The organism is Pseudomonas sp. Irchel s3a12, from assembly GCF_900187485.1.
Classification (GTDB): Bacteria; Pseudomonadota; Gammaproteobacteria; order Pseudomonadales; family Pseudomonadaceae; genus Aquipseudomonas; species Aquipseudomonas neuropathica.
This window is the reverse complement of the sequence record NZ_FYDN01000002.1, coordinates 1-23,205: the sequence shown is the minus strand read 5'-3', so window position 1 is coordinate 23,205 and position 23,205 is coordinate 1. Positions and strand designations below refer to the sequence as shown.

The 23,205-nt window shown below is 58.9% G+C and carries 23 protein-coding genes and 2 pseudogenes; 12 read left to right on the top strand and 13 right to left on the bottom strand.

From position 1 onward, the window contains the following. Nucleotides 1-110 precede the first annotated feature (110 nt). Both CKW14_RS03690 and CKW14_RS03685 read right to left on the bottom strand, forming a co-directional pair. Nucleotides 111-1,418 carry a HAMP domain-containing sensor histidine kinase gene (locus CKW14_RS03690; protein ID WP_095047502.1) on the bottom strand — a complete coding sequence of 436 codons (1,308 nt, stop codon included), beginning with the start codon at nt 1,416-1,418 and terminating at the stop codon, nt 111-113. Then, nucleotides 1,415-2,155 carry a response regulator gene (locus CKW14_RS03685; protein WP_007919579.1) on the bottom strand — a complete coding sequence of 247 codons (741 nt, stop codon included), beginning with the start codon at nt 2,153-2,155 and terminating at the stop codon, nt 1,415-1,417. The genes CKW14_RS03690 and CKW14_RS03685 overlap by 4 nt, the downstream gene beginning before the upstream one ends. Before the next feature lie 296 nt (nt 2,156-2,451). Here CKW14_RS03685 and CKW14_RS03680 point away from each other — a divergent pair, with 296 nt between their 5' ends. The 3 genes from CKW14_RS03680 to CKW14_RS03670 are packed head-to-tail and all read left to right on the top strand — an operon-like array spanning nt 2,452 to nt 4,265. Then, nucleotides 2,452-2,715, top strand: coding sequence for a DUF2790 domain-containing protein (locus CKW14_RS03680; protein WP_095047501.1), 264 nt, complete (start codon nt 2,452-2,454; stop codon nt 2,713-2,715). A gap of 46 nt (nt 2,716-2,761) precedes the next feature. Further along, the gene (locus CKW14_RS03675; protein WP_095124721.1) at nt 2,762-3,016 is read left to right on the top strand and encodes a hypothetical protein; all 255 of its coding nucleotides are present in this window, start codon (nt 2,762-2,764) and stop codon (nt 3,014-3,016) included. A gap of 37 nt (nt 3,017-3,053) precedes the next feature. After that, nucleotides 3,054-4,265, top strand: coding sequence for a cytochrome c biogenesis protein DipZ (locus CKW14_RS03670; RefSeq protein ID WP_095124720.1), 1,212 nt, complete (start codon nt 3,054-3,056; stop codon nt 4,263-4,265). Between the two features lie 16 nt (nt 4,266-4,281). On the opposite strand, the gene CKW14_RS03665 is transcribed toward CKW14_RS03670, so the two are convergent. After that, entirely contained in the window at nt 4,282-4,743 is a 462-nt protein-coding gene (locus CKW14_RS03665; protein ID WP_095047498.1) for a GNAT family N-acetyltransferase, read from the bottom strand. Nucleotides 4,744-4,968: 225 nt separating this feature from the next. Between CKW14_RS03665 and CKW14_RS03660 the strand changes: the two genes are divergently transcribed. Together CKW14_RS03660 and CKW14_RS03655 are read left to right on the top strand one after the other, a co-directional pair. Further along, on the top strand, nt 4,969-5,241 hold the full coding sequence (locus CKW14_RS03660) for a DUF4242 domain-containing protein (protein WP_095047497.1): 273 nt from the start codon (nt 4,969-4,971) through the stop codon (nt 5,239-5,241). A 33-nt stretch (nt 5,242-5,274) separates the two neighbouring features. Then, the gene (locus CKW14_RS03655; protein ID WP_095047496.1) at nt 5,275-6,087 is read left to right on the top strand and encodes a class I SAM-dependent methyltransferase; all 813 of its coding nucleotides are present in this window, start codon (nt 5,275-5,277) and stop codon (nt 6,085-6,087) included. A gap of 148 nt (nt 6,088-6,235) precedes the next feature. On the opposite strand, the gene pcsA is transcribed toward CKW14_RS03655, so the two are convergent. Beyond that, nucleotides 6,236-6,958 (bottom strand): phosphatidylcholine synthase, encoded by a 723-nt coding sequence (gene pcsA / locus CKW14_RS03650; RefSeq protein ID WP_095124719.1) that lies wholly within the window; start codon nt 6,956-6,958, stop codon nt 6,236-6,238. Nucleotides 6,959-7,217: 259 nt separating this feature from the next. On the opposite strand from pcsA, the gene CKW14_RS03645 reads away from it, so the two are divergent. From CKW14_RS03645 to ligD, 4 genes are all read left to right on the top strand, one after another. Next, nucleotides 7,218-7,988, top strand: a complete 771-nt coding sequence (locus CKW14_RS03645; RefSeq protein ID WP_095124718.1) for a tellurite resistance TerB family protein — start codon at nt 7,218-7,220, stop codon at nt 7,986-7,988. Between the two features lie 162 nt (nt 7,989-8,150). Next, nucleotides 8,151-9,527: an iron-containing redox enzyme family protein gene (locus tag CKW14_RS03640; protein ID WP_095124717.1), complete on the top strand. Its 1,377-nt coding sequence runs from the start codon at nt 8,151-8,153 to the stop codon at nt 9,525-9,527. A gap of 11 nt (nt 9,528-9,538) precedes the next feature. After that, nucleotides 9,539-10,492 (top strand): class I SAM-dependent methyltransferase, encoded by a 954-nt coding sequence (locus CKW14_RS03635; protein WP_095047493.1) that lies wholly within the window; start codon nt 9,539-9,541, stop codon nt 10,490-10,492. Between the two features lie 17 nt (nt 10,493-10,509). Next, nucleotides 10,510-13,101, top strand: a complete 2,592-nt coding sequence (gene ligD, locus CKW14_RS03630) for a DNA ligase D (RefSeq protein ID WP_095124716.1) — start codon at nt 10,510-10,512, stop codon at nt 13,099-13,101. Here ligD and CKW14_RS03625 read toward each other — a convergent pair whose 3' ends face one another. The 3 genes from CKW14_RS03625 to sodC form a co-directional block, all read right to left on the bottom strand. Then, nucleotides 13,102-13,503 (bottom strand): hypothetical protein, encoded by a 402-nt coding sequence (locus CKW14_RS03625; RefSeq protein ID WP_176471250.1) that lies wholly within the window; start codon nt 13,501-13,503, stop codon nt 13,102-13,104. It lies immediately after the preceding gene. A gap of 80 nt (nt 13,504-13,583) precedes the next feature. Further along, entirely contained in the window at nt 13,584-13,898 is a 315-nt protein-coding gene (locus CKW14_RS03620; RefSeq protein ID WP_095047491.1) for a DUF2388 domain-containing protein, read from the bottom strand. A 160-nt stretch (nt 13,899-14,058) separates the two neighbouring features. Then, nucleotides 14,059-14,580, bottom strand: a complete 522-nt coding sequence (gene sodC / locus CKW14_RS03615; protein ID WP_095124714.1) for a superoxide dismutase family protein — start codon at nt 14,578-14,580, stop codon at nt 14,059-14,061. 226 nt (nt 14,581-14,806) lie between these two features. Between sodC and CKW14_RS30360 the strand changes: the two are divergent. Continuing rightward, nucleotides 14,807-15,580: pseudogene (locus tag CKW14_RS30360) on the top strand (MCP four helix bundle domain-containing protein); the annotation flags it as partial. Next, entirely contained in the window at nt 15,575-16,438 is an 864-nt protein-coding gene (locus CKW14_RS30355; RefSeq protein WP_371857731.1) for a methyl-accepting chemotaxis protein, read from the top strand. The pseudogene CKW14_RS30360 and the gene CKW14_RS30355, both read left to right, overlap by 6 nt. 60 nt (nt 16,439-16,498) lie before the next feature. Here the strand turns inward: CKW14_RS30355 and CKW14_RS03605 are convergent, their stop codons facing one another. From CKW14_RS03605 to CKW14_RS03595, 3 genes are all read right to left on the bottom strand, one after another. Next, on the bottom strand, nt 16,499-16,996 hold the full coding sequence (locus CKW14_RS03605) for a hypothetical protein (RefSeq protein WP_095047488.1): 498 nt from the start codon (nt 16,994-16,996) through the stop codon (nt 16,499-16,501). Continuing rightward, complete coding sequence (locus tag CKW14_RS03600) at nt 16,993-18,228, bottom strand: AAA family ATPase (RefSeq protein WP_095124713.1); 1,236 nt, start codon at nt 18,226-18,228, stop codon at nt 16,993-16,995. Before CKW14_RS03600 ends, CKW14_RS03605 begins: the two co-directional genes overlap by 4 nt. A gap of 159 nt (nt 18,229-18,387) precedes the next feature. Further along, nucleotides 18,388-18,819 carry a nuclear transport factor 2 family protein gene (locus CKW14_RS03595; RefSeq protein ID WP_038369331.1) on the bottom strand — a complete coding sequence of 144 codons (432 nt, stop codon included), beginning with the start codon at nt 18,817-18,819 and terminating at the stop codon, nt 18,388-18,390. 522 nt (nt 18,820-19,341) lie between these two features. Between CKW14_RS03595 and mqo the strand changes: the two genes are divergently transcribed. Further along, nucleotides 19,342-20,988, top strand: coding sequence for a malate dehydrogenase (quinone) (mqo, locus tag CKW14_RS03590; RefSeq protein WP_095047486.1), 1,647 nt, complete (start codon nt 19,342-19,344; stop codon nt 20,986-20,988). A 164-nt stretch (nt 20,989-21,152) separates the two neighbouring features. Here mqo and CKW14_RS03585 read toward each other — a convergent pair whose 3' ends face one another. The 3 genes and pseudogenes from CKW14_RS03585 to CKW14_RS03570 all read right to left on the bottom strand — a co-directional run. Continuing rightward, entirely contained in the window at nt 21,153-21,584 is a 432-nt protein-coding gene (locus CKW14_RS03585; RefSeq protein ID WP_095047485.1) for a nuclear transport factor 2 family protein, read from the bottom strand. A 363-nt stretch (nt 21,585-21,947) separates the two neighbouring features. Continuing rightward, nucleotides 21,948-22,526, bottom strand: a complete 579-nt coding sequence (locus CKW14_RS03575; RefSeq protein ID WP_095047484.1) for a DUF4123 domain-containing protein — start codon at nt 22,524-22,526, stop codon at nt 21,948-21,950. Next, a pseudogene (locus tag CKW14_RS03570) lies at nt 22,523-23,205 on the bottom strand (hypothetical protein); the annotation flags it as partial. The pseudogene CKW14_RS03570 and the gene CKW14_RS03575, both read right to left, overlap by 4 nt.

Below are 23,205 nucleotides of genomic sequence, written 5' to 3'. Positions count from 1 at the left end.
CAAGGCGCACAGTCAGTGGATTCTGATGAAGTTGTAGGCATTGGCGCGGCGGTGTGCAGGCTACCGACCGGTATTGGTGCGTAGCGTTTAAACAGGCGCCGTTAAAGCGTTTATGGATGCAGCGGCAGCTTCAGTTCAGCGCACAGCCCGCCACCCTCGCGATTGCTCAACGTCAGCGAACCACCGAGCGCCATGGCCAGTTGCTGGGCGATCGCCAGTCCCAGCCCGGTGCCGCCGGTATCGCGATTGCGCGAGTTTTCCACGCGGTAGAACGGTTGCAGCACCTGCGCCAGTTCGGCGTCGGCGATGCCCGGGCCGCGGTCCATGACGGTGATCGCCAGGTTGCCTTTGTTGGCTTCGACCCAGACTTCGGCGGCGCCGGCGAATTTCAGTGCGTTGTCGGTCAGGTTCACCAGCACCCGGCGCAACGCATGAGGACGGGTGTCGATGACCGCCGCACTCTTGCCGACCAGTTGCACCTGCTTGCCCATGTCCTGATAGTCGAACACCAGGCTTTCGAGGAAGGAATCCATGTTGGTGCGGCGGCTTTCTTCGGTCGAACCATGGATGCTGCGCGCATACGCCACGCCTTCGCGCACCAGGTGTTCCATCTCGCTGAGGTCATTCCACAGTTTGTCTTTCTCGGTGCAATCGTCCATGAGTTCGGCGCGCAGTTTCATCCGCGTGATCGGGGTTTGCAGGTCATGGGAAATCGCCGCCAGCAGTTGCATGCGTTCCTTGAGATAAGCGGCAATGCGCGCCTGCATCGTGTTGAACGCCCGTGCTGCGTAGACCACTTCGTTCGGGCCGCTTTCGTCGAGGTTGATCGGGTGGGCGTTGGGGTCGAGTGTTTCCACCGCGTTAGCCAGCCGGGTCAGGGGGCGAACCGCAATGCGCACCGCCAGCCAGGTGCAGACGAGCATCAGCGCCAATTGGCCGAGCAGTACTACCGGCAACCAGGGTGACAACGGGACCATGGCGGGGCGCACGTCGATGGTCACCGGGCTGCCGTCGCTCAGGCGCAGATGACCCTGAAAGTGTTTCTTCGGCCCGGGAATATCGGTGAAGGTCAGCGGATAGCGTTCACCAATGGCTTCGGTGATCGAGGTGACCGCCACCGGCACATCACTGGCCTCGATCGGTGTGCCCGGTTCGCCTTCGCTCAACAGGTAGCCATAATTTTTTCGCGCCAGACGCTCGAGCCAGGCAGGGCGCTCTTCGGCAGGCAAGCGATCAAGGATCGCAATCGAGGTCGAGACGTCGGTTTCCAGATTGCCGAGCATGGTGTTCTTGGCGCTTTGGTAACGCTCGTAATACTGCGCACCGAACGACAGCGCCTGAGCGAGCAACAGGCCGATCAGGAAAATCAGCGACAGGCGCGAGGCGAGGGTGCGCGGCCAGTGCAGATTGACGCTCATGCCGGGGCCCCGAGAATCTCGACCGGCAGTGAGAACACGTAACCTTCGCTGCGCACGGTCTTTATGTAGGCCGGCTCGCGCGCATCATCCAGCAGGCGCTGACGCAAACGGCTAACCAGCAAGTCGATCGAGCGGTCAAACAGATCGGCATCACGACCCTGGGTCAGATTGAGCAGTTGGTCGCGGCTGAGCACCCGTTGTGGGTGATCGAGAAACACCCGCAGCAATCGATATTCGGCGCCGCTGAGGGCGACCATGGTGCCGTCCTTGTCGAGCAGGTGACGGGCCGAGGTGTCCAGTTGCCAACGACCGAAGGCCAGCAAGCGACCGGCCTCGGTGACCACCAGATTCGGCGGCAGCATGCGCGTGCGGCGCAGCACGGCGTTGATCCGCGCGAGCAATTCGCGGGCGGCGAATGGTTTGGTCAGGTAGTCGTCGGCGCCCATTTCGAGGCCGATGATGCGGTCGGTTTCATCGTTGCGCGCGGTCAGCATCAATACTGGCGTGGCCTTGTGTTTGCCCACCCGCAATTCGCGGCACAGCTGCAGGCCATCGTCGCCGGGCATCATGATGTCGAGCACGATCAGGTCGACGGTGTTGGCCTCGAGAAAGCTGCGCATCTGCCGGCCATCGGCGACCACCGTGGTGCGCAGGCCGTTTTTCTTCAGGTAGTTGCCCACCAGTTCACGGATCTCGCGGTCGTCGTCGACGATGAGAATGTGATCGACATGATCCATCGGTGCAAACCTCTATCAAAAGGGACTGCCGTGCAGTGTATCGAGCCTGCGGTGGCCCGCCTGCCTGCCTTTGTATTGCAGTGTATCTGCCGTGACTACGGATACACGGGGACGCAAAAACGCGATTTTTTCAGGGGTTTGTATCGCTGTGTATCCCCCGATGGCAAGGATACACAGCGATTGAAACGCGCCAGTTCCTGACACAGAGGCGATACCTCGCGAGCCTCAAATAGGCTCCATCGAGGCCCACACAGATCGCCTCGGCTCAAACCCCATTGAAGCCTTGAGGAAACGCCATGAACAACAACTCCGTAATCGCCGCCTGCCTGTTTGCCGCGCTGAACATCTGCACGCTCTCGGCCCGGGCCGAAGCCGCTGTTACCGCGCAAACCTACACCTACGGCACCCACCTGGATATCCAGAAAGTGATCTCGCTGAAACAGGACAACTCGGTGTCCTGCGGCATCGTCGAGGCGCGAATGACCTACCTCGATTCTGCAGGCAAAACCCGCGTACTCGATTACAGCAAATTTGCCGACGGCTGCAACAACGACAACTGAGTCATCAACGGCAACCAAGCCAACTCTTTATAGAAGGAACAACACCATGAACAACGTCGCGCGCTTTTTCACCGCCATCGCTTTCTCCCTGGCCGGCGTCGCCGCCCATGCCAACGCTGCGGTTGAACAGCATAGCTGCCACAGCAGCACCTGCTTCCAACTGACGCCGGGGGCCCAGCAGGGCAGCGACGGCGTGATTGCAGCGGACGGCTCCAGCCGCACGCCACAAGGGCAGATGTTCGCCGAGAACGGCGCCAGCCGTACGCCGCAGAGCCAATGGCTGGAAAGCCAGAGCGTCTGAACGGCTCGCCACAATCATTGATCAAGGGTGACTCACTATGTACCTCATCGCATTTCTCGGCGGTCTGCTGACCGTGCTCAGCCCCTGCATCCTGCCGGTGGTGCCGTTTCTGTTTGCCGGCGCCCAACGCAGTCGCGCTTCGATACTGTTGACCCTCGGCGGCATGGCCCTGACCTTCGCGCTGATCTCCAGCCTTGCCGTGGTCAGCAGCGAATGGGTGATCCAGGCCAGCAACAGTGGCCGTTACGTTGCGCTGATCGTGATGAGCGTGTTCGCCCTGTCGCTGATCTCGGCGCGCATCGGCGGCTGGCTGACACGCCCCTTCGTGATGCTCGGCAATCGTCTGGACCCGGACACCCGGAAAAAGGCCGGGCCGATGGGTTCGGTCATGCTCGGCGTGGCCACTGGACTGCTTTGGGCACCGTGCGCGGGACCGATTCTCGGGGTGATTCTCACCGGTGCCATGCTGCAAGGCGCCAACGCGCAGACCAGCCTGTTGCTGCTGGCCTACGGCGCCGGCAGTGCATTGTCGCTGGGCACGTTGATCTTCACCGGGCGCGGGTTGGTCAACCGTTTGAAACCGTCGATCCCGTTCACCGGTTGGTTGCGTCGTGGTGCCGGGGTTGCGGTACTGGCGACGACAGCGGTGATTGCCACCGGCTTCGATAAAACCTTGTTGGCCAACACCTCCTCCGAAGGCGTCGCCAGTGTCGAAAAACGCGTGTTGGAAAACGTGCCGAAAGTGGTCGACTACTTTGTCAGCAAAGTCCGCGCGGACTCGCCGATGGAGGAGGGCAAAGGCGCGATGCCGTCACTCGCTGGCGCCGTGCAATGGTTGAATTCGCCCGAGCTGAGCGCTGAAGCCCTGCGCGGCAAAGTGGTGCTTGTGGACTTTTGGACCTACGACTGCATCAACTGCCAGCACACCCTGCCGTACGTCAAGGACTGGGCGAAGAAGTACGAGAAGGACGGCCTCGTGGTGATCGGCGTGCACACCCCGGAATACGGCTACGAGCGGATCATCGAGAACGTCAAGGATCAGGTGAAAAAGCTCGGCATCACCTACCCGGTGGCCATCGACAACAACTACGCGATCTGGCGCAACTTCGACAACCAGTACTGGCCGGCGCATTACCTGATCGACGCCAAGGGGCAGGTGCGTTACAGCCACTTCGGCGAAGGTCGCTACGAGGCGCAGGAGCAGATGATCCAGCAGTTGCTGGAGGAGGCTAAGGCGCCTGCGGCGTGATCAGCAAACCACTGGCTCAGAGGTCGCGGACCATGAGCCATTGTTCATTGCCCCAGGCGCGAAAACGCTCCAGGACTTGCCAGCCGCGTTTGGCGTAGTAGTCCTGCTTGGTCTGCGTATGCAGATACAAACGCGCAAACCCGCACTCTTTCGCTTCCTGACAAATCCCTTCAACCAAGCGCTCCGCCAGCCCTTGCCCGCGCGCTTCAGGACTGACGAACACGCAGGCCAGCCAAGGTCCGAGATTGGGGCGCAAGGCGAGGTCATCGCGTGCTAGCGCCGCGCCGCCGACCAGATGTTCACCGTCCATGGCGATCAGGCAAGACCAGTCGCCATTGCCTTGGCCCTCGGCAAATTCACGCTGCCATTCAGCCAACGGTTGGTCGATGTATTCGTAGGGGAATTGCTGGTGGATCCATTGAGCATAACGGTCGCTATGGTGCATGTGATGCGCGAGCCAATCGAGTTTCAGTGACATCGGTAGAGTCCGTTCCAGAAGCGAGCGGGCATCAGAAACCAATCCTCGAACGTTGGCAATCTTCAAGGTGTTCCAGACGCTTTACAGATTTCCACCGCTCATCGGCAAACCCCCGGTTTTACGGGGTTGCCAGACGATTGGCAGGGACGCCGAGCGGTCTCGGCGCGATAGTGCTTGAGCAGGGTCACTGCCGGCCTTGCCCCATAACAAGAGCGCGAGGTTGCCATGCCGAAATTCGTGATTGAACGCGAGATTCCAGGGGCCGGGAAGCTGTCGGAAGCAGAACTCAAAGCTGTGTCGAAAACGTCCTGTGATGTCTTGCGCGAACTCGGTCCGCAAGTGCAGTGGCTGCAGAGTTATGTCACCGCTGACAAGATCTATTGCGTGTACATCGCGCCTGACGAAGAGCAGGTACGCGAACACGCCAGGCTTGGAGGATTTCCTGCCAACAGTGTGGCGCGAGTGATGACGGTCATCGATCCGACGACGGCCGAATGATCACCGACCCCACCCGCAGCGGAGTTCACTCTTATGAGTACCCCGATTGATTTGACTGCCTTGAAAGAACGCCAGAAAGTCGCCTGGGCCAGTGGCGACTACGCCGTGATTGGTACGACGTTACAAATCGTCGGCGAAAACCTTGCCGAAGCCTGTGACCTGCGTTGCGATGAAGAGGTGCTGGATGTCGCTGCCGGCAACGGTAATGCGACGCTGGCGGCGGCGCGCCGTGGCTGCCAGGTCACCTCGACCGACTACGTTGCAGCTTTGTTGGAGCGCGGCCAGGATCGGGCCCGAGCAGAGCATCTGGACGTGACGTTTCAGGTTGCCGATGCTGAGGCACTGCCGTTCGCCGATGAGAGTTACGACGCGGTGCTGTCGACCTTTGGTGTGATGTTCGCGCCGGATCAGGACACGGCTGCGGCCGAGCTGGGGCGGGTTTGTCGCCGTGGTGGGCGGATAGGTCTGGCCAACTGGACGCCGGAAGGTTTTGTTGGGCAGATGTTCAAGACGCTCAGCCGTCATCTGCCGCCGCCTGCCGGCGCCCAGCCGCCCTCGAATTGGGGCTCCGATGCCTGGCTGCACAAACATTTCGATGACCGTGATTTTCTGCTGCGTGTGACACGGCGCGATTTCAATTTTCGCTATCGCTCGGCCGCGCATTTTATTGATATTTTCCGCCATTGGTATGGGCCGGTGCATAAGGCCTTTGCGGCATTACCGCCGGAGAGCGGGCAGGCGCTGGAGAGTGATCTGGCGGATTTGCTAAATCGGTTGAATCGGGCGGGAGAGGGTTCGCTGGTGGTGCCGAGCGAGTATCTGGAGGTGGTGATCACCAAGCGCTGATTCACCCCCGACTTTCGAATCTATTGCGACCCCTGTAGGAGTGAGCCTGCTCGCGAAAGCGCTGTGTCATTCAACAAAAATGTTGTCTGACACTCCGTCTTCGCGAGCAGGCTCGCTCCCACAGGGGTAGGTATTTTGGTAGTTGAGCCTATTTCACCTGCGGCCGATCAAACCACTCCAGCGCCGTGCGCCAGATGCAGATCCCCAGAAAGTACGCCGACATCAGCAACCACAACCCCATCACCAACGGGTTGATCACCGGATGGTTGAGCACCAGCGACAGACTGCATAGCAGCCAGATCGCCGTCACTGCAATGTTGATCGGCATGAACCGGCGTACCCGAAACGGGTGCAGGAACTTCATCCGCGTCACGGTCAACAGCGCCAAACCGATAACCGTCAGAAAAGTGATCCACGGTCCCGGTCCGATGATGTACAGGCACAGGGCGACCACATTCCACGCCGCCGGAAACCCGACAAAGTAGTTGTCCTTGCTCTTCATATTGACGTTGCAGAAGCAGAACAACGACGACACCAGAATCAGCGACACGGTCAGCAGCAGGGTGTAATCCGGCAGCGGAATGTAGCGATAGATGAACAGCGCCGGAATGAACACATACGTCAGGTAATCGATCACCAGATCAAGGATCGAGCCATCGAAGCTTGGCAGCACCGACTGCACGTTGACCTTGCGCGCCAGTGCGCCGTCGAGGCCGTCGACAATCAGCGCCACGCCCAGCCACATCAGGCAATGGGTCGGCTGGTTTTCCAGCAGGGAGAGGGTGGCCAGGAAGGCTGTGACCACGCCAGTCGCGGTAAAACCATGGGCGCCCCATGCTTTGAGCCTGGCGATGTGTACGGTCGATATCACGGGGGCGTTCTCCAGAAAGTGAAGCAAGCCGGGTATCACCCTTGAGTCGCAGGGCGCCGGCAAACCGGGTCGGGGTTGCAGCTATCGACCGGTCTGGCCGGGATAAGGTTCACCACTGATCAATCTTAGCTGGCCGGCGAAAAAATACGCGGGCGAAATCCGTCAGGGCTTCGAGCGTCAGCCAAACGGTGCTGGCGCTATGGCTTAAGGGGTCTATCGTTGCCAGACGCAGTCACTGCCAATGCTTGAGGATAAAGTCATGAACACCAGCGATTTGCTCGAAAAACTGCTGCGAGGCCAGGCCTCGACCGGCCAACAATCTTCAGCGTCTGCCGGCGATGGTTTGGGTGGTTTGGGTGGGTTGCTGGGTGGAATGCTCGGTGGCGGCTCGGGCGCGGCCAGCGGCGGCGGATCTGCCGGTGGACTTGGCGGCTTGGGCGGCTTGCTCGGTGGTTTGCTCGGCGGCGGTGCCGGTGGTGGTCTTGGCGGCGCTTTGGGTGGGGCGCTGGGCGGCGCGGGCAGTACGCAAAGTCGTTCCGGCGGGACCAATTATGCGGCGCTGGCGTCGCTGGGCATGATGGCGTTCCAGGCGTATCAGGCGTGGCAACGCAGCCAGGCGAGTTCGGCACCGCAACAAACGCCGCAAACAGCTAACCTCCTGGCCGGCCCGGAGATTGAAGAACACAGCCACGCGGTGCTGCGCGCTTTGATCGCCGCTGCCAGGGCTGATGGGCGTATCGATGATGCCGAGAAACACCTGATCAGCAGCGAAATCGGCAAACACACCGATGATCCACAGTTACAGCAATGGCTTGACGATGAAGTTGCCAAGCCGCTGGATCCCGCCGAAGTGGCGCAGTCGGCGAACGGTGACCCAGCTGTTGCCGCCGAAATGTACCTGGCCAGCGTGATGCTGGTAGATGACCAGCAGGACGCCGAGCGTCGTTATCTGGATGAACTGGCAGCAGCCTTGCGGATCGACCCGGATTTGCAGGTGCATCTGGAGCAGCAGGCCAAAGGCCAGGCCTGATGTAACGGCAAAAAATCATAACCACCCGCAGCTCCGTCAAGGAGCTGCTTCGCCGTCCGTCCGGGCAATTTTCACGTCGATTGAATTTTTCGCAGGCGCCGCCTCTCTGCTGCTGTAGAGGCGTGTGGAACAGCGCCCTGCCAACCGACCGAGAATTTTGCCATGACTGTCCTGACACCTCTGCAAGCCGCGCCTGCCCAACCGCACCTGATGAACGCCGCTGGGAACATGCGGCAGGTCTATGAAGCGTTGTTGCGCAATGACGATTCCCAGGACCTTGCGCAGGCGTTTTTGCAGGAGCAACTGCAACACGCCGCGCAACTTACCGATTCGTTGCCTGAAGACCCGGCAACGTGGCACGCCTGGGTGGCCGAACATTGCGCCGATGTCGCCCGGCAATACGCCGACTATCTCCAGCAGCGCAAGGCCGGCGGGCCTCGGCAATTCTTCCGTGGCAAGGCGCAGGCGCTGTATTTCCTGCAAGCGGTGGCACCGACCAAACTGGTCGACGGCGCTTGGCTCTATGGTCTATTGCCGCGCTGGCAAGACCCGCGTTTCCAAGGGCTGCTGCGAACCTTTCTGGAAGAGCTGGGCGAAGGCAATCCGGCGCAGAACCACGTGGTGATTTACCAGAAATTGCTCGCCGAGCACGATCTGCAGGACAGCAGCGCCATCGACGATGAACGCTACCTGCAAGGCGCGATACAACTGGCCCTCGGTGTCTGTGGTGCTGACTATCTGCCCGAGGTGATCGGCTACAACCTCGGCTATGAACAACTGCCCTTGCACCTGTTGATCAGCAGTTACGAACTCAGTGAACTGGGGATCGATCCGTACTATTTCACCCTCCATGTGACCATCGACAACGCCAGCACCGGCCATGCGCAAAAAGCCGTGCAGGCGGCGCTTGACCTGCTGCCGCTTGAGGCCGATCGCGCTGAGTTTCTGCGCCGGGTAGCGCTGGGCTATCGGCTCAACGATCTGGGGCAGGGCAGCCGCGCAATCATTGAAGGCTTCGACCTTGAGCAGCAATTGCTGGCGATGCTCGAGCGCAAGTGCCCATTCGCCCAACACATGCATTCTGATTACTGCCGTTTCGAAGGGCAGACCGTCAATCAGTGGCTGGCTGCACCCGAGCAATTACCCGGTTTCCTCCAAGCGTTGCAGAACAAGGGCTGGATCAAGCGCCACGAAGACCCGCAGGCCAGCCGTTTTTGGCAACTGATCGCGGGCGACGGTGCGGCGATGTTTGGTGTGTTCAATGCCTACGAAAAACAACTGGTGCACGACTGGATCGCCGGCGATTGGACGCCGTCGGATAAAGCGAAACCCGTTCGGCGGCACAGTCAGACCGCAGCGCCCATCGAAGGGCTTGAACAGGACCCCGACGTACAGGCGCTCAACACCGCGCTGCAAGGTCAGGATGCCTCGGCGCAAATGGCGATTTTGATCCCCTGGCTCGCCCCGGCCCGCCATGCACACCCGGCCGGGCTGCTCGCCACCCGGCGTTTTATCGAACTCAAATCCCGTTTGCCTTAAGGACACCGCCGATGACTCAGGAAGAACAACTCTGCCCCAACGACCTCGTGCTGCTGCAATTGGGCCGGCGCTTGTTGGCAGACGGATATCGGTTCACCACGCCGACGCCGTTGACCCATCAACGGGTCAACCAGCGTGACGAAGGCCAGATGGCCGACTCTTTGCGTGATGTGTTCGGCTGGTCGCGTCCGTTCGCGCCGGGATTGTTATCCGCCGATGAACAGCGGCAACTGCAAGACGCACAGATCATTGATACCTACGAAGGTGAGCTGAAGAGTCGGGTGCGCTGGTCGAGCCTGGATGATTTGCTGTTCGTCCATTCGGCATTTCCCACCGAGGCCGCTGACGCGGTGTTTTTCGGCCCCGACACCTACCGTTTTGCGCAACTGATCCACGCCCACCTGCAGCAGAACTTCGCGCCGATTCATCGCGCGGTGGACATCGGCTGTGGCGCTGGCGTCGGTGCGATTCTGATCGGCCGCGCCCGTCGCGAGGCAGAGGTGCTGGCGCTGGACATCAACCCTGCGGCGTTGCGTCTGACTGCGATCAATGCGGCACTGGCGGAAGTCGCCAACGTTGAAGTGCGCGCCAGTGATCTGTTGCAGGGCGTCGACGGCGAGTTCGACCTGATCGTCGCCAACCCGCCGTACATGGCCGACCCGGCGGAACGCGCCTATCGCCACGGTGGCGGGACGCTGGGGGCAGGACTGTCACTGCGCATCGTCGAACAGGCCTTGAATCGATTGGCGCCTGGTGGCTCGCTGCTTCTCTACACCGGTGTGGCGATGGTCGATGGTCGTGATCCGTTTCTCGACACCGTGCTGCCGCGCCTCGATGAAAAACGCTTCGGCTGGACGTACCGCGAACTCGACCCGGATGTTTTTGGCGAAGAACTGCTCAACCCCGGCTATCAACGGGTCGACCGCATCGCAGTGGTGGCGCTGACCGTGACCCGAATGGGCTGAAACAAGGCAGGTGCACGATGAACAGGAACCTCGACGACTACAACCGCATGCGCGATTTTTCGGCGACCTCGGAACCGGCTGCCGTCAAGCGCTCGGGACGTAAAACCGCTGCCGAGCATGCTTTGCAGTTCTGCATCCAGAAGCACGACGCTTCACACCTGCATTACGACTTTCGCCTGGAACTCGATGGCGCCTTGAAAAGCTGGGCGGTGCCGAAAGGGCCGTCACTCGACCCCAAGGTCAAGCGGCTGGCGGTGCATGTCGAGGATCATCCGCTCGATTACGCGACATTTGAAGGCAGCATTCCCGAAGGGCATTACGGCGCCGGGGATGTGATCGTCTGGGATCGTGGCGTGTGGATTCCGCTGGAGGATCCGCACAAGGCCTACGAAAAGGGCAAACTCAAGTTCGAGCTGCAAGGCGAAAAGCTCGGCGGTGTCTGGAATCTGGTGCGCACGCACATGCCGGGCAAGAAGGAACAATGGTTTCTGATCAAGCATCAGGACGATGCCGCGCGGCCGCAGGATGATTACGACGTGCTGCTGGCCGAGCCGGACAGTGTCCTGAGCGAACGCACGATAGTGGGCAAACCCAAACTGGCCGCCGAGCAAAGCAAACCGCTGAAGAAACCTGCGGCGAAAACCCTCAAGCCCGCGAGCGGCAAGCTCACCGGCGCGCACAAGGCCAAATTGCCGACGCAACTCAAGCCGGAACTGGCCACGCTGGTCGACAGCGCGCCGGAAGGGCAGTGGAGCTACGAGATCAAGTTCGACGGCTACCGGATCATGGCGCGCATCGATCATGATCAGGTGCAACTGTTCACCCGCAACGGACATGACTGGACGCACAAGTTGCCGCAACAAGCCAAAGCAGTGGCCGCGCTGGGGCTGGAATCCGCATGGCTGGACGGTGAAATGGTCGTCGCCAACGAACAGGGTGTGCCGGACTTTCAGGCCCTGCAAAATGCTTTCGAAGCCGGACGCAGCGGCAACATTCTCTACTACTTGTTCGACCTGCCTTATCTCAACGGTGTCGACCTGCGTGAAGTGCCAGTTGAAGAGCGGCGCGCCGCGCTGGCCACGGTGCTCGGCAGTCATGAGCAACCCTTGTTGCGTTTCTCCGAAGCCTTCGACGAAACCCCGGACGCCCTGCTCAACAGCGCCTGCCAGATGCAGATGGAAGGCCTGATCGGCAAACGCCTTGGTTCGCCCTATGTGTCGCGGCGCAGCGGCGACTGGATCAAGCTCAAGTGCAAACACCGCCAGGAATTCGTGGTCGTCGGTTACACCGATCCGAAAGGTTCGCGCAGTGCCTTCGGCGCGTTGTTGCTGGGGCTGCATGACCGCGACAGCGGTGAATTGCGCTATGCCGGCAAGGTCGGCACCGGTTTCAACGAATCGACGTTGAAAAGCATTCTGGCCCAACTCAAGCCCTTGCAGGTGAAGAAGGCGGCGGTGGTCAATCCACCCAGCGGCTTCGAGGTCAAAGGCGTGCACTGGCTCAAGCCGAAACTGCTGGCGGAAGTCGCATTCGCCGAAATGACCAAGGACGGTTCGGTACGCCACGCCGTGTTCCATGGCTTGCGCGACGACAAACCGGCCAAGGGCATCACAGAGGAGCGAGCGAAACCGGTGAAGACTGCAGCGAAGAAACCAGCCACGAAAAAACCGCCGCAAAAAGCCCCGGCGAGCAATCCGGATACCGCGCCGTCACAGCTCGGACTGGCCAACGGCAAGGTGCGCATCACGCACCCGGATCGGGTGATCGACGCGGTCAGCGGCACCACCAAGATGCAGCTGGCCGAGTATTACGCCAGCGTCGCCGAATGGATCCTGCCGCAGCTCAAGGATCGCCCGGTGGCTCTGGTGCGCGCTCCAGACGGTATTGCCGGCGAGTTGTTCTTCCAGAAAAACGCCGAGCGCCTGGCAATACCCGGCATCACCACGCTGGACAAAGATCTCACCGGGCAACCGGTGATGCTGATCAATAACGCCGAAGCGCTGATCGGCGCGGTACAGATGAGCACCGTCGAACTGCACACCTGGAACGCCACCACGGTCGATCTGGACAAGCCCGATCGCTTCGTCCTCGACCTTGACCCGGATCCGGCGCTGCCGTGGAAAAGCATGGTCGAAGCGACGGCGCTGACATTGACCGTGCTTGATGAATTGGGGTTGAAAGCATTCCTGAAAACCAGTGGCGGCAAGGGGATTCATCTGGTGGTGCCGCTGACCCGCAAACTTGGCTGGGACGAGGTCAAGGACTTTAGCCACGCCATCGTCAGTCATATCGCCAAACTTTTGCCGGACCGTTTTTCGGCGGTGTCGGGGCCGAAGAATCGCGTCGGGCGGATCTTCATCGATTACCTGCGCAACGGTCTGGGCGCCACCACCATCTGCGCTTACGCCGCGCGCACCCGCGAAGGTCTGCCGGTGTCGGTGCCGCTGTTTCGCGAGGAAGTCGCCGAGATCAAGGGCGGCAATCAGTGGAATGTGCATAACGTTCACCAGCGACTGGTTGAAGTCGGTGACGAACCGTGGGCCGACATGAAGAAAACCCGGCAAAGCATTACCGTCGAGATGCGCAAACGCTTGGGGTTGAAAAAGTGATCAGGTGTCGCGCAGCAAGTCGTGGGCGTTGAGCAGTTCGAAAGCGATCTCCGGGCGATTTTCCAGTCCGCGGCGAATGGCCGCCGGAATCGCTGCGCGGGTCTTGCGGCACAGGCCCGGCAACTCGTCGATCTGAATTGCAATGCCGCGCATGGTGCGCACTTCGTTGAAACCGGGGGCGACGTCGACGCGAACGCCCAGTTGCTCGAACATGCGCTGTTGCAGGTGTTTGAGGTCATTCAGGTCTTTGAGCATTTCGAGGCGAGCGAGCAGGCGTTTTTCTTCCTCTCGGGTCAGACGCAGGATGCGCAAATCCGCGCCGGGCGTCTCCAGCAACGGATCGCGCCCGCAAATGCAGGCGCCGGGCGGGCAGGGTGAGCGCAAGGGCACAGAAGTCGTCATGGCCTCCATCATAGAGGCCGTCGGACAGTTTTGCCTATGCGCCGTCAGCGGCCATCCATCGGCTGCTTTATCCGTGACGGCTACTGATTCAAGCCTTCGTAATGCACCAGAATCGCGTTGGCCAGATCTTCATCACTGGCATTGAGGCCAGGATTTTCCTGGCGAGCCTGTTGCAGCACCGATTCAAGATAAACCCCACGAATGGCCCCGCCACTGGCGACAAATGCAGACAAGTCGTCACGGGCCGGAATCACCATTTTGTGATCCTTGAAGGTCGAGTACAGCGACGCGGAGACACCGGCCGAGGTGGCGACATCTCCGGCATCGACTTTGGCCAGAGCGGAACCAACGGGCAGGCATAGGAGTAAAGAAGAAACGAGCACTAACTTGCGCATGACGGTGTTCCTCCACAAGCGCGAAGCAAAAAGGGAAGGATTACATAATGTGAGAGGGGCGCGCGCGGCGGGAGTTCCGTGGCGCAGCAAAGTCTGCGTTATTGCAAAACAGACGCGGGCAACGCCATGGCGGGTTGCCCGTCTTTCACGCTGGAATGAGTCAGATCACCCCGCAGGCCATACGATCACCGCCACCGCCCAGTGGTTTGGGCATATCGGCGTGGTTGTCGCCGCCGGCGTGGATCATCAGGGCGTGGCCCTTGATCTCGGAAATCTTTTTCAGGCGCGGCGCCAATACCGGGTAGTTGGCGATGCCATCGGCAGTCACGTAAACCGCCGGAAGGTCTCCCAAATGACCATCAGCGTAGGGGCCGAGGTGCTTGCCGGTTTTCTGCGGATCGAAATGTCCGCCAGCGGCCAGCGCAGCACCTTTCACGCCATCCTTCATGCCGGCCTCGCAGCTGCCGTTTTCATGCACGTGGAAACCGTGCACGCCGGCCGGCAGAGATTTCAAGTCAGGCGTGAACAACAGGCCATACGCCGTTTCACTGATGGTGACCGAGCCGATCGCCTGCGGCGCGCCGTCAGCGCTGACCAGATTGATCGCGACTTTTTCCGTCGCCGCGTGTGCGGTACCGATGGCGAACGTGCTGAGCAGACCCAACCACAATGCGCGTTTCATAGCGTTTCCTTTTGCTGCATGAGAATTCAGAACGACGGACTCAATAGCCTGCCGGCATTAACCGGTGATGAAGGCGTTGGCCGTGCGCGTTGAAAAGTGAGACTTGCCGCGCAATCCGAAAGTTTTGCTGCCTTTGGCCAGCACGCCGACACCTGCTGACACGCTCTGGCGCGGCAGACCTGCGCAAATAGGCTTAACTGAAGGCTGACAAGCGTTTACGGGCGTGATGAGTGAGGAAAATCCGGTGTCGATCAAACTGCGTTTAGTGTTGCTGATTGTGACAAGTCTGCTGACAGCCTTGATCGTGAGTCTGGTCAGTTATGTCGGCAATCAGCGGATGGCCTCGGCGGTCAGCGATAACGCGGTCAGCATGAGCGCGCTGCGCAACCACATGGAAGCCGACATGATGCACGACGCCCTGCGCGCCGATGTCTACTCGGCGATGCTGGTCGGGCTGGGCAAAAGCACCAGCACGGCAAGCGAGGTACGCGAATCGATCAACGAGCATGCCGGGCATTTTCATGAAGTGCTCGAGGAAAACCTCAAATTGCCGATCAATCCGGCATTGCGCACGGCCCTGGAGCAGATCAAACCGAGCCTCGATACCTACATCAGCGCGGGCGAACGGATTGTCGGGCTGGCGCTGGACAACCCTGATGCGGCTCAACAGGAACTGGGCACCTTCAACACGGCGTTTGGTCAGCTTGAAGAGCAAATGGCCGCGTTAAGCGAGTTGATCGAGTCCAATACGCTGCAGACCAGCGCAGGCACCGAGTCAGCCATCCGCAGCGCCAACATCGCGCTCGGCGTGGTGTTGATCGCCAGTCTTGTGCTGCTCTTGATCCAGGGGCGCTGGGTCATTCTGAGCATCATGGCGCCGTTGAAGACCGCCAGTCGCATCGCCGAAAGCATCGCCCACGGCAACCTCAGCGAGCCGATCGCCGAGCCATCCGGCAAGGACGAAGCCAGTACTCTGATACGCACACTGGCAACCATGCAGCGCGACTTGCGCAACATGATCGATGTGGTGCGGCGCAATGCTCACGGCGTCAGTGGCATGAGCGAACAACTCAGCCACGGCTGCCATCAGGTCGCCGACAGCAGTCAGCAACAAAGCGTCGCTGCCGGCACCATGGCCGCTGCCGCCAGCCAGATGACCGCGAGCATCGAGGAAATCACCCGCCACGCCGAACGAGCCCTGAGCATGGCCAGTCAGGCCGAAACCCTGGCCAAGGAGGGCGGCGGTGTCATTCATCAAGTGGTCAGCGACATGGACGATATCGCCCGATCAGCACAACAGTCGGCGCAGGTGATCCGCACGCTGGATCAGGAATCCGAAGCCATTTTCAACATCATTCAGGTGATCAAGAGCATTGCCGACCAGACCAATCTGCTGGCGCTCAACGCCGCCATTGAAGCGGCTCGGGCCGGCGAGCAGGGAAGGGGGTTTGCGGTAGTGGCGGATGAAGTGCGTAGTCTGGCGGCACGCACCAGCGCTTCTACCCAGGAAATCGCCGCGATGGTCGCGCGCATTCAGCACAGCACCCGCGAGGCGGTCAGCAGCATGGAGGCGGGTGTCGCGCAGGTCGACAAGGGCATGGCGGTGACGGCGGATGTCGAGCGGGCCATCCGCGAAATTCTCGAGGCGACGTTGAGCACGACGCAACTGGTCAACGACATCACTCGCACGATTGGCGAGCAAAGCCAGGCCAGTAACGAGATCGCCCATCAGGTGGAAATGATTGCCGGGATGTCCGAAGGCAACAGCCGGGTGATCGGGCAAACGGCGAATACCACCGATGAGTTGTCGAGCCTGGCGGGGCAGTTGGCGCAGTCGGTGGATCGGTTTCGGTTGTGAAAGCGGGGGAATGACCCGAACCTGAGTTGAATGTCAGGCAAATAGGTAACAGGAATGCTTTCAGACGATAAGTACCGTCGTTTGTATGTCCAGTTTGAATTTATATGTTCTGAAGAAATGTTGTTTTTTATCTGTTTCAATGGTGACAAAGGGCTTTTTCTTGCGATTGCAAACGAACGCTTTTTTAGGACTGAAGTTATCCAGATACTCCTCACCATGCGTTGTCTGCAGAAATTGAATTGTCGACTCGAGCTGCTCAATCGCATGATTTTTCCATGCGCTACCGCCTCTTTCTTTCAACTCGACCAAGTAAAGCTGCTTATTTGTGGTCAGCATGCAGTCACATCGACCTCGCCCCGGTTCTTCAGTGTCACCAATCACGCATTTGTCGATGGCTGTGAAAAGGACCGCTTTACTATCCGGGTTTTTGACTGTGGCGATCCAGGTCTCTTCTGACTCTGGATCGGCGTAGGCGACAGGACGCGATGTGTTGTCGCACAGGCCAAACCGTTCTTGGTGGTAAGGGCCACTTTGACATTGAGCATTGAGGAAATTCACGCCTCCAATGCCTCCTCGATATCGAGAAGTTGATCGAACAAATCATTACCTTCACGAAGTGATTCGTTGAGGTAGTTATGGTCCGACGGAATGCCTCCCGACATGGGCAATTTTTCGATGCTTCCAGTTGTTTCATCGGCTTGATAAATCGCCAGTTCATTAGCGTCTACCAACGCGTGCAGGGGAATTACTTTGGCGAGGCTGGTTAGCAGGGCCTCTGCGCGCTTCTCCAATATACTGTCGTGCAGATGTTTGCCCTGCACAGCGATCGTCAGATAACTCACCACATAAGGGCTATGAGTTGTCAGTACCAGACGGTTGTTTTGCCCTTGGTTATTGAACTGAAGAAGGCTTTGCAGAACGCTCCATTGTGATCGTGGGTAAAGGTTCTGTTCGGGTTCTTCAACAATGTTTATAAAAGCAGTTTTGTTAAACCTGGCTGACAATGCAGAGAGAGCAATACGGCGTTGTTCCTCTGTCAGTGAGTCGATGGAAAAAATCTCCACAACCTCCTTTCTGAAACGCTCCAGCTCTTCGGTACTCATGGTTTCCTGCCGCTCTTCACTTCGCTCTTGAACGGTGTTGGCTAAGTAGTGGCTCACGAGATGTAGCGGTACAGCTGATTGAAAACCACTGGACGCATCAGCCAATCTCAGTTTGTAGTCTGATTCGCGGATGTTGAGTATGTCATTCAGTTTGTCGTATTCGAGTTCCGCCTGATTGATCGGTAGGCGTAGTGCCCCCTTCATATTGGCTTTCGCCGCGTCGAACTCAGTCAAAAACTCTTTCAGCGAATCAGAAGAAAGCTTCAATTCCCGGGGGTGCCGGACGTAGGCGATGAAATTGCGTTCTGCAGGCACATACATGATTTGAGGCAGGTGATATTTTCTGTCTTTCAATTCACTGACATGCAGCTGTCCGCGCAAATAATGGATTACGTAGGCTTCACCTTCGTATTCGATCTCAGTATCCGCAGAAAGATAATTTTCGAGCCTGTGATACATGAGGTAGGGCTTGATGAATTTATTTTTTCGTTCAAACCATTTTGCGTCGTAGTCGCCGCGCACCAGTGCCTTTTCAATCCACGAGAAGGTTGAATACAGTTTGGCCAATGTGCTCTTCCCCGAGCCCTGATTGCCCACAAATACGGTCACACGTTTGAACTCTATCCAGCCATTGTTCTTCACACCGTTACGGATAGGGCCAAAATGCTTGACGCGTAGTCGGGTCATTGATTACTCCATAGAGACGAGCTGATGCGGTATAGCGGTGCAGCATATCAGGGCGGGATGGAAACAGGAGTGGGAAATGCGACGACTCAGGTATAGCGCCAGTTTTTTGTGGGAAAGGACTCTGCCTCTACTCATTTCAGGCGGAGTCCTTTTTATCAATCAGAACTTGAACGCCTGCCGCCCCACCAACAACCACTTGCCGTCCTGCTTCTGCCAGATCTGAAAGTTTTCGATCTCGGTCGGCACCACCTCGGTTCCCTTCAACGCCTGCGCGGAAAAGTGGTGGCGGACCAGCGCGGTGTCGCCGGACAGGGTGATGGTCTGGTTCTGCATTTCCAGGGTCTTGAACGCGCTCTTGCCGGTTTCGATGTCGGCGATGAACTCCTTCTTGTCCTGGATCTTGCCGCTGGAATGGCCATAAGTCAGGTTGGGCGCGGTGAGCGCGTTCAGTTCGGCGATGTCCTTGTGCAGCATCGCCTGGGTCAGATGGTCCACCGCTTGGGCAACGTCTTTTTCCGCCGGGGCAGAGGCGGCCATCGCGTAACCGTTGAAGGCACAGAGAAAGCCGATCAGGAGTCGGGTCTTGGTCATTGAGGTTGTTTCCTTGTTGTTATGGGGTTGACGACTAATTTGTCAGTCGTCGTACAACGTAGCAGATAATGCTTGAGCAAGGCACTGCCCAAAAGTGCTCAATCTCTGGGCAACTACACTTGAATGCAGGATGGTTTGCGTCGACGCACTCATCAGAGGGTCATGTTCAGCGACTGGCGGCCGATAAGTCCCTGAGTGGAAAAAGACTCTCAAGTCGGGAACAGACGCGCGGGTTTGCCCTGACGTGATATTCTTCGCGCCAACTTGGTTTGACCTTATTCGGTTTGCCTGCCTTCGGGCGGGCCGACGGAATCCCTGTCGCTCAAGTAGCTGAGCCAATAATGATAAGAAGTCAGTTCAGAAGGGACATTAACTGAGGTCGATGCAGCATGTCGGCCTTGTGTGCCCACCCGTCAAAATTGAAGTGTGCCGGAATCTGCGACGCTAGCCTGAGCGTCATCAAAGCGGATCGCATACAGATAACAGCGGCGGGCGGAAGGCGTTTTATCATAGGTGCAACAGATGTTTAAGAAAGTGAACACAGCCCTGCTGGGTCTGGCTTTGGCGATGGGGATGACATCCGCCAATGCTGACGAAGCAAAGAAAGTCGACGTCCTGCTGATCGGCGGCGGCATCATGAGCACCACCCTCGGTGTGTGGATCAATGAGCTGGAGCCAAGCTGGTCGATGGAAATGGTCGAGCGCCTCGACGGCGTCGCCCTGGAAAGCTCCAACGGCTGGAACAACGCCGGTACCGGTCACTCGGCGCTCGCTGAGCTGAACTACACCCCGGAAGACGACAAAGGCAACGTGACGATCCCGAAAGCCGTCGAGATCAACGAAGCGTTCCAGGTCTCCCGTCAGTTCTGGGCCTGGCAGGTTCAGCAAGGCGTTCTGAAGAACCCTCGCTCGTTCATCAACACCACGCCGCACATGAGCTTCGTGTGGGGCGATGACAACATCAAGTTCCTGAAAAAGCGCTACGAAGCCCTGCAAGCGAGCCCGCTGTTCGCCGGCATGCAGTACTCCGAAGATCCGGCTGTGATCAAGAAGTGGGTCCCGCTGATGATGGAAGGGCGTGACCCGAACCAGAAAATCGCGGCCACCTGGAGCCCGCTGGGTACCGACATGAACTTCGGCGAAATCACCCGCCAGTTCGCGACGTACCTGCAGACCAAGCCTAACTTCGATCTGAAACTGTCGAGCGAAGTCCAGGACATCACCAAGAATGCCGACGGCACTTGGCGCGTCAGCTACAAAAACCTGAAAGACGGCACCAAAACCGAAACCGACGCCAAGTTCGTCTTCATCGGCGCGGGCGGCGGTGCACTGCACCTGCTGCAGAAGTCGGGTATTCCTGAAGCCAAGGAATACGCTGGCTTCCCGGTTGGTGGTTCGTTCCTGGTGACCGATAACCCGGCCATCGCTGAACAGCACCTGGCCAAGGCCTACGGTAAAGCATCGGTTGGCGCACCACCGATGTCCGTTCCGCACCTGGACACCCGTGTCCTGGACGGCAAGCGCGTCATCCTGTTTGGCCCGTTCGCGACCTTCAGCACCAAGTTCCTGAAGGAAGGCTCGTACCTGGACCTGCTGACCAGCACCACCACCCACAACATCTGGCCTATGACCAAGGTCGGCATCAAGGAATACCCGCTGGTCGAGTACCTGGCTGGCCAACTGATGCTGTCGGATGAAGACCGTCTGAACGCGCTGAAGGAATACTTCCCGAACGCCAAAGCCGAAGACTGGCGCCTGTGGCAAGCCGGCCAACGCGTGCAAATCATCAAGCGTGATGAAGCCGCTGGTGGCGTGCTGAAACTGGGCACCGAAATCGTTGCTGCACAAGACGGCTCCATCGCCGGCCTGTTGGGCGCATCGCCAGGCGCGTCGACCGCTGCACCGATCATGCTGAGCGTGCTGCAGAAAGTCTTCAAAGACAAAGTCGCGACCCCAGAGTGGCAAACCAAGCTGCACCAGATCGTTCCAAGCTACGGCACTCAGCTGAACAACGATCCAGCCAAAGTGGCTGCAGAGTGGGCTTACACCGCCAAGATCCTCGAACTGCCGACACCTCCAGTGATCGGTCAGGCTGCTGCCCCGGCCGCACCTGCAGCTGAAAAAGCTGAAGCTCCGAAGGAAAACGCTGCACGTGACATGGCGCTGTAACTAGACGCCAGACGCACAAAGCCCACTGAACCGGCGACGGTCAGTGGGCTTTTTTGTGGCAAAGCGTTTTGTAGGAGCTGTCGAGTGAAACGAGGCTGCGATCTTTTGATCTTGATCTTGCTTTTGAAAGATCAAGATCAACAGGTCGCAGCCTGCGGCAGCTCCTACATGGCTTTGGCGGACGCCAGATAAGCACCCAGTCGCCGCCCCATCTCTTCGCCCAAGGCCTGCAATCCACTGAGTGGCCGCACCATCACTTCAAACTCGACAATCTTCCCTCTTTCATCAAAGCGAATCATGTCGATACCTTTCAGCTCCTTCGAACCCACCTTGGCGCTGAACTCCAGAATCACATTCAGGCCATCGGCAGTCGCCAGTTCACGGTGATAGCGGAAATCCTCAAACACCTCGAATACGGTGTTGAGAATCATCGACACCACCGGTGCGCCCGGATAAGGCGTGTGGGCCATCGGCGAGCGGAACACGGCTTGCGGATCAAGCAGACCGGGCAGGGCGCTGAGGTTGCCGGTGCGGATCATTTCGTGCCACTGCTTCAGGGATTCGGCGACGCTGGGTTGCAGGTTCAGGTCAGTCATGTTCACTCCGGGATTTTTGTTGTTGTACTCGCGACGGCAATGACTCTAGTTCAATCGCTCGGAAAGTGAACCCTTGTGCGGCGATCTGAATGTCGGCCAATGGCTCAAGCGGATCAGATGCGCATCTGATCCGTATTTTTTCGCTGGATCTGCCTCTGTTACCGGTTCAGTCATCCGCTCAAAATAGCCCCACAGTTCGGTCACTCGCGACAAGCCTTCATCCCGAAGCATCCGGTGCACCGCAAGCTGAGCATTGAGGAGAGCAACATGAACAAGATGGCGATTTTCCTGGGTGGTTTTCTGGTTCTCACTATTTTGATCGGCTTGCTGGCAACGATTTCTCCAGTCTGAAGAACCGCAGACTCAGCCCAGCGCTTGCGCCGAGGGCCAGCCACTGACCCGCGCCGCCGGGCCGCCCGCAGGATCTGCCGGGTAAACAATCAATGACTGGCCAGTGCTGGTTTCGGCGATCAGCTTGCTCGCCGGGCCGAATATTGCAGCGCGCTCCGGGGGCGTGCAGGTCGGCAGGTAAACGCGCAGGACTCTGGGGTCGTAGAAGCGGAACACCAGCAGGTTGCCATCCGGGTCACTTACACGCAGCAACGTGCGAAAGTGGCCGCGTAATTCGTCCAGGGAAACCTGCGCAGGGGCGATGACGAAAATGCCCCAACTCTGTCCCCAACTGTCTTCCAATAATCGCCAGGTGTAGGCCTGCTGCGGATCCAGGTGCAGCAGATAAGGTGCGGCCGCCGACAGGCTAGGGGCGAGTTCGCCTGCGTACAGGCAGGAGAATTCAGCGCCGCTGGTCCGCACCAGCGGTTCGATGCGTGGGTCGCGGGCGCCGTCGAGCAAGGCGTAGACCTTGGCGGCGCCCGGGCGCGAACCCAGGGGCCAGAGTTCGGCGGTCAACCATTCGTTAAGGCTGGGACGAAACTGGCTCATTGGTTGCAGATCTGGCAGAAGGCCTTGCCGGTTTCTGAGGCGGTCACCAATGTTTGCGCCTGCATGTTTTGCTGTACGAGCCGGAAGTCTGCAGTGGTCGCCGATGTTGGTGCTGCAAGCGGTGCCGCTGTTGGTGGTGCATTGATGGGGGCTGCACTGAGGGTTTTGCCGGCCGTGTCGGCATCTGCGGGTGTCAATGCGATCGGCAGTTTGATTGCGATGCCGGTTCCTGATCCCGGAGATCCGCCGGAGTTGGTTTTCACTTGCGCACCGCTGATGGTCACGCCACCGACATCGACTTTGACAAAACTGCCGCCAGCCTTGGCGGTAAGTTCCATGCCTCCCTCGACTACCACTTTGTCACCGGCGTAATAGTGGATTTCGGACCCGGCTTCAACAAACAGTGCAGTGCCGACCTTCAAGTGCCGGGTGGCACCGACGGTCAAATGGTCATCGGCCCGCGCTTCGGTCTTGCGATCGAGACTGGTGATACGGTGTTCTTCAACTTTGAACTCGCTGAGGGCGTTGGCTTCAACGGTGTCGTGCCGTTCATTGCCGACGCGAATCTTCTGATCGTGTTCGATGTTCTCGTCCCAATCGCGTTGGGCGTGGATGTAGATCTGCTCGACGCCTTTCTTGTCTTCGATGCGGAATTCGTTGTAGCCCTTGCCGCCCGGTG

Excerpts from the sequence above, each read along its gene's own strand:
- CKW14_RS03690 (WP_095047502.1), bottom strand. The coding sequence starts at position 1,418 with ATGAGCGTCAATCTGCACTGGCCGCGCACCCTCGCCTCGCGCCTGTCG.
- CKW14_RS03685 (WP_007919579.1), bottom strand. The coding sequence starts at position 2,155 with ATGGATCATGTCGATCACATTCTCATCGTCGACGACGACCGCGAGATC.
- CKW14_RS03680 (WP_095047501.1), top strand. The coding sequence starts at position 2,452 with ATGAACAACAACTCCGTAATCGCCGCCTGCCTGTTTGCCGCGCTGAAC.
- CKW14_RS03675 (WP_095124721.1), top strand. The coding sequence starts at position 2,762 with ATGAACAACGTCGCGCGCTTTTTCACCGCCATCGCTTTCTCCCTGGCC.
- CKW14_RS03670 (WP_095124720.1), top strand. The coding sequence starts at position 3,054 with ATGTACCTCATCGCATTTCTCGGCGGTCTGCTGACCGTGCTCAGCCCC.
- CKW14_RS03665 (WP_095047498.1), bottom strand. The coding sequence starts at position 4,743 with ATGTCACTGAAACTCGATTGGCTCGCGCATCACATGCACCATAGCGAC.
- CKW14_RS03660 (WP_095047497.1), top strand. The coding sequence starts at position 4,969 with ATGCCGAAATTCGTGATTGAACGCGAGATTCCAGGGGCCGGGAAGCTG.
- CKW14_RS03655 (WP_095047496.1), top strand. The coding sequence starts at position 5,275 with ATGAGTACCCCGATTGATTTGACTGCCTTGAAAGAACGCCAGAAAGTC.
- CKW14_RS03645 (WP_095124718.1), top strand. The coding sequence starts at position 7,218 with ATGAACACCAGCGATTTGCTCGAAAAACTGCTGCGAGGCCAGGCCTCG.
- CKW14_RS03640 (WP_095124717.1), top strand. The coding sequence starts at position 8,151 with ATGACTGTCCTGACACCTCTGCAAGCCGCGCCTGCCCAACCGCACCTG.
- CKW14_RS03635 (WP_095047493.1), top strand. The coding sequence starts at position 9,539 with ATGACTCAGGAAGAACAACTCTGCCCCAACGACCTCGTGCTGCTGCAA.
- ligD (WP_095124716.1), top strand. The coding sequence starts at position 10,510 with ATGAACAGGAACCTCGACGACTACAACCGCATGCGCGATTTTTCGGCG.
- CKW14_RS03625 (WP_176471250.1), bottom strand. The coding sequence starts at position 13,503 with ATGACGACTTCTGTGCCCTTGCGCTCACCCTGCCCGCCCGGCGCCTGC.
- CKW14_RS03620 (WP_095047491.1), bottom strand. The coding sequence starts at position 13,898 with ATGCGCAAGTTAGTGCTCGTTTCTTCTTTACTCCTATGCCTGCCCGTT.
- sodC (WP_095124714.1), bottom strand. The coding sequence starts at position 14,580 with ATGAAACGCGCATTGTGGTTGGGTCTGCTCAGCACGTTCGCCATCGGT.
- CKW14_RS30355 (WP_371857731.1), top strand. The coding sequence starts at position 15,575 with ATGCAGCGCGACTTGCGCAACATGATCGATGTGGTGCGGCGCAATGCT.
- CKW14_RS03600 (WP_095124713.1), bottom strand. The coding sequence starts at position 18,228 with ATGACCCGACTACGCGTCAAGCATTTTGGCCCTATCCGTAACGGTGTG.
- CKW14_RS03595 (WP_038369331.1), bottom strand. The coding sequence starts at position 18,819 with ATGACCAAGACCCGACTCCTGATCGGCTTTCTCTGTGCCTTCAACGGT.
- mqo (WP_095047486.1), top strand. The coding sequence starts at position 19,342 with ATGTTTAAGAAAGTGAACACAGCCCTGCTGGGTCTGGCTTTGGCGATG.
- CKW14_RS03585 (WP_095047485.1), bottom strand. The coding sequence starts at position 21,584 with ATGACTGACCTGAACCTGCAACCCAGCGTCGCCGAATCCCTGAAGCAG.
- CKW14_RS03575 (WP_095047484.1), bottom strand. The coding sequence starts at position 22,526 with ATGAGCCAGTTTCGTCCCAGCCTTAACGAATGGTTGACCGCCGAACTC.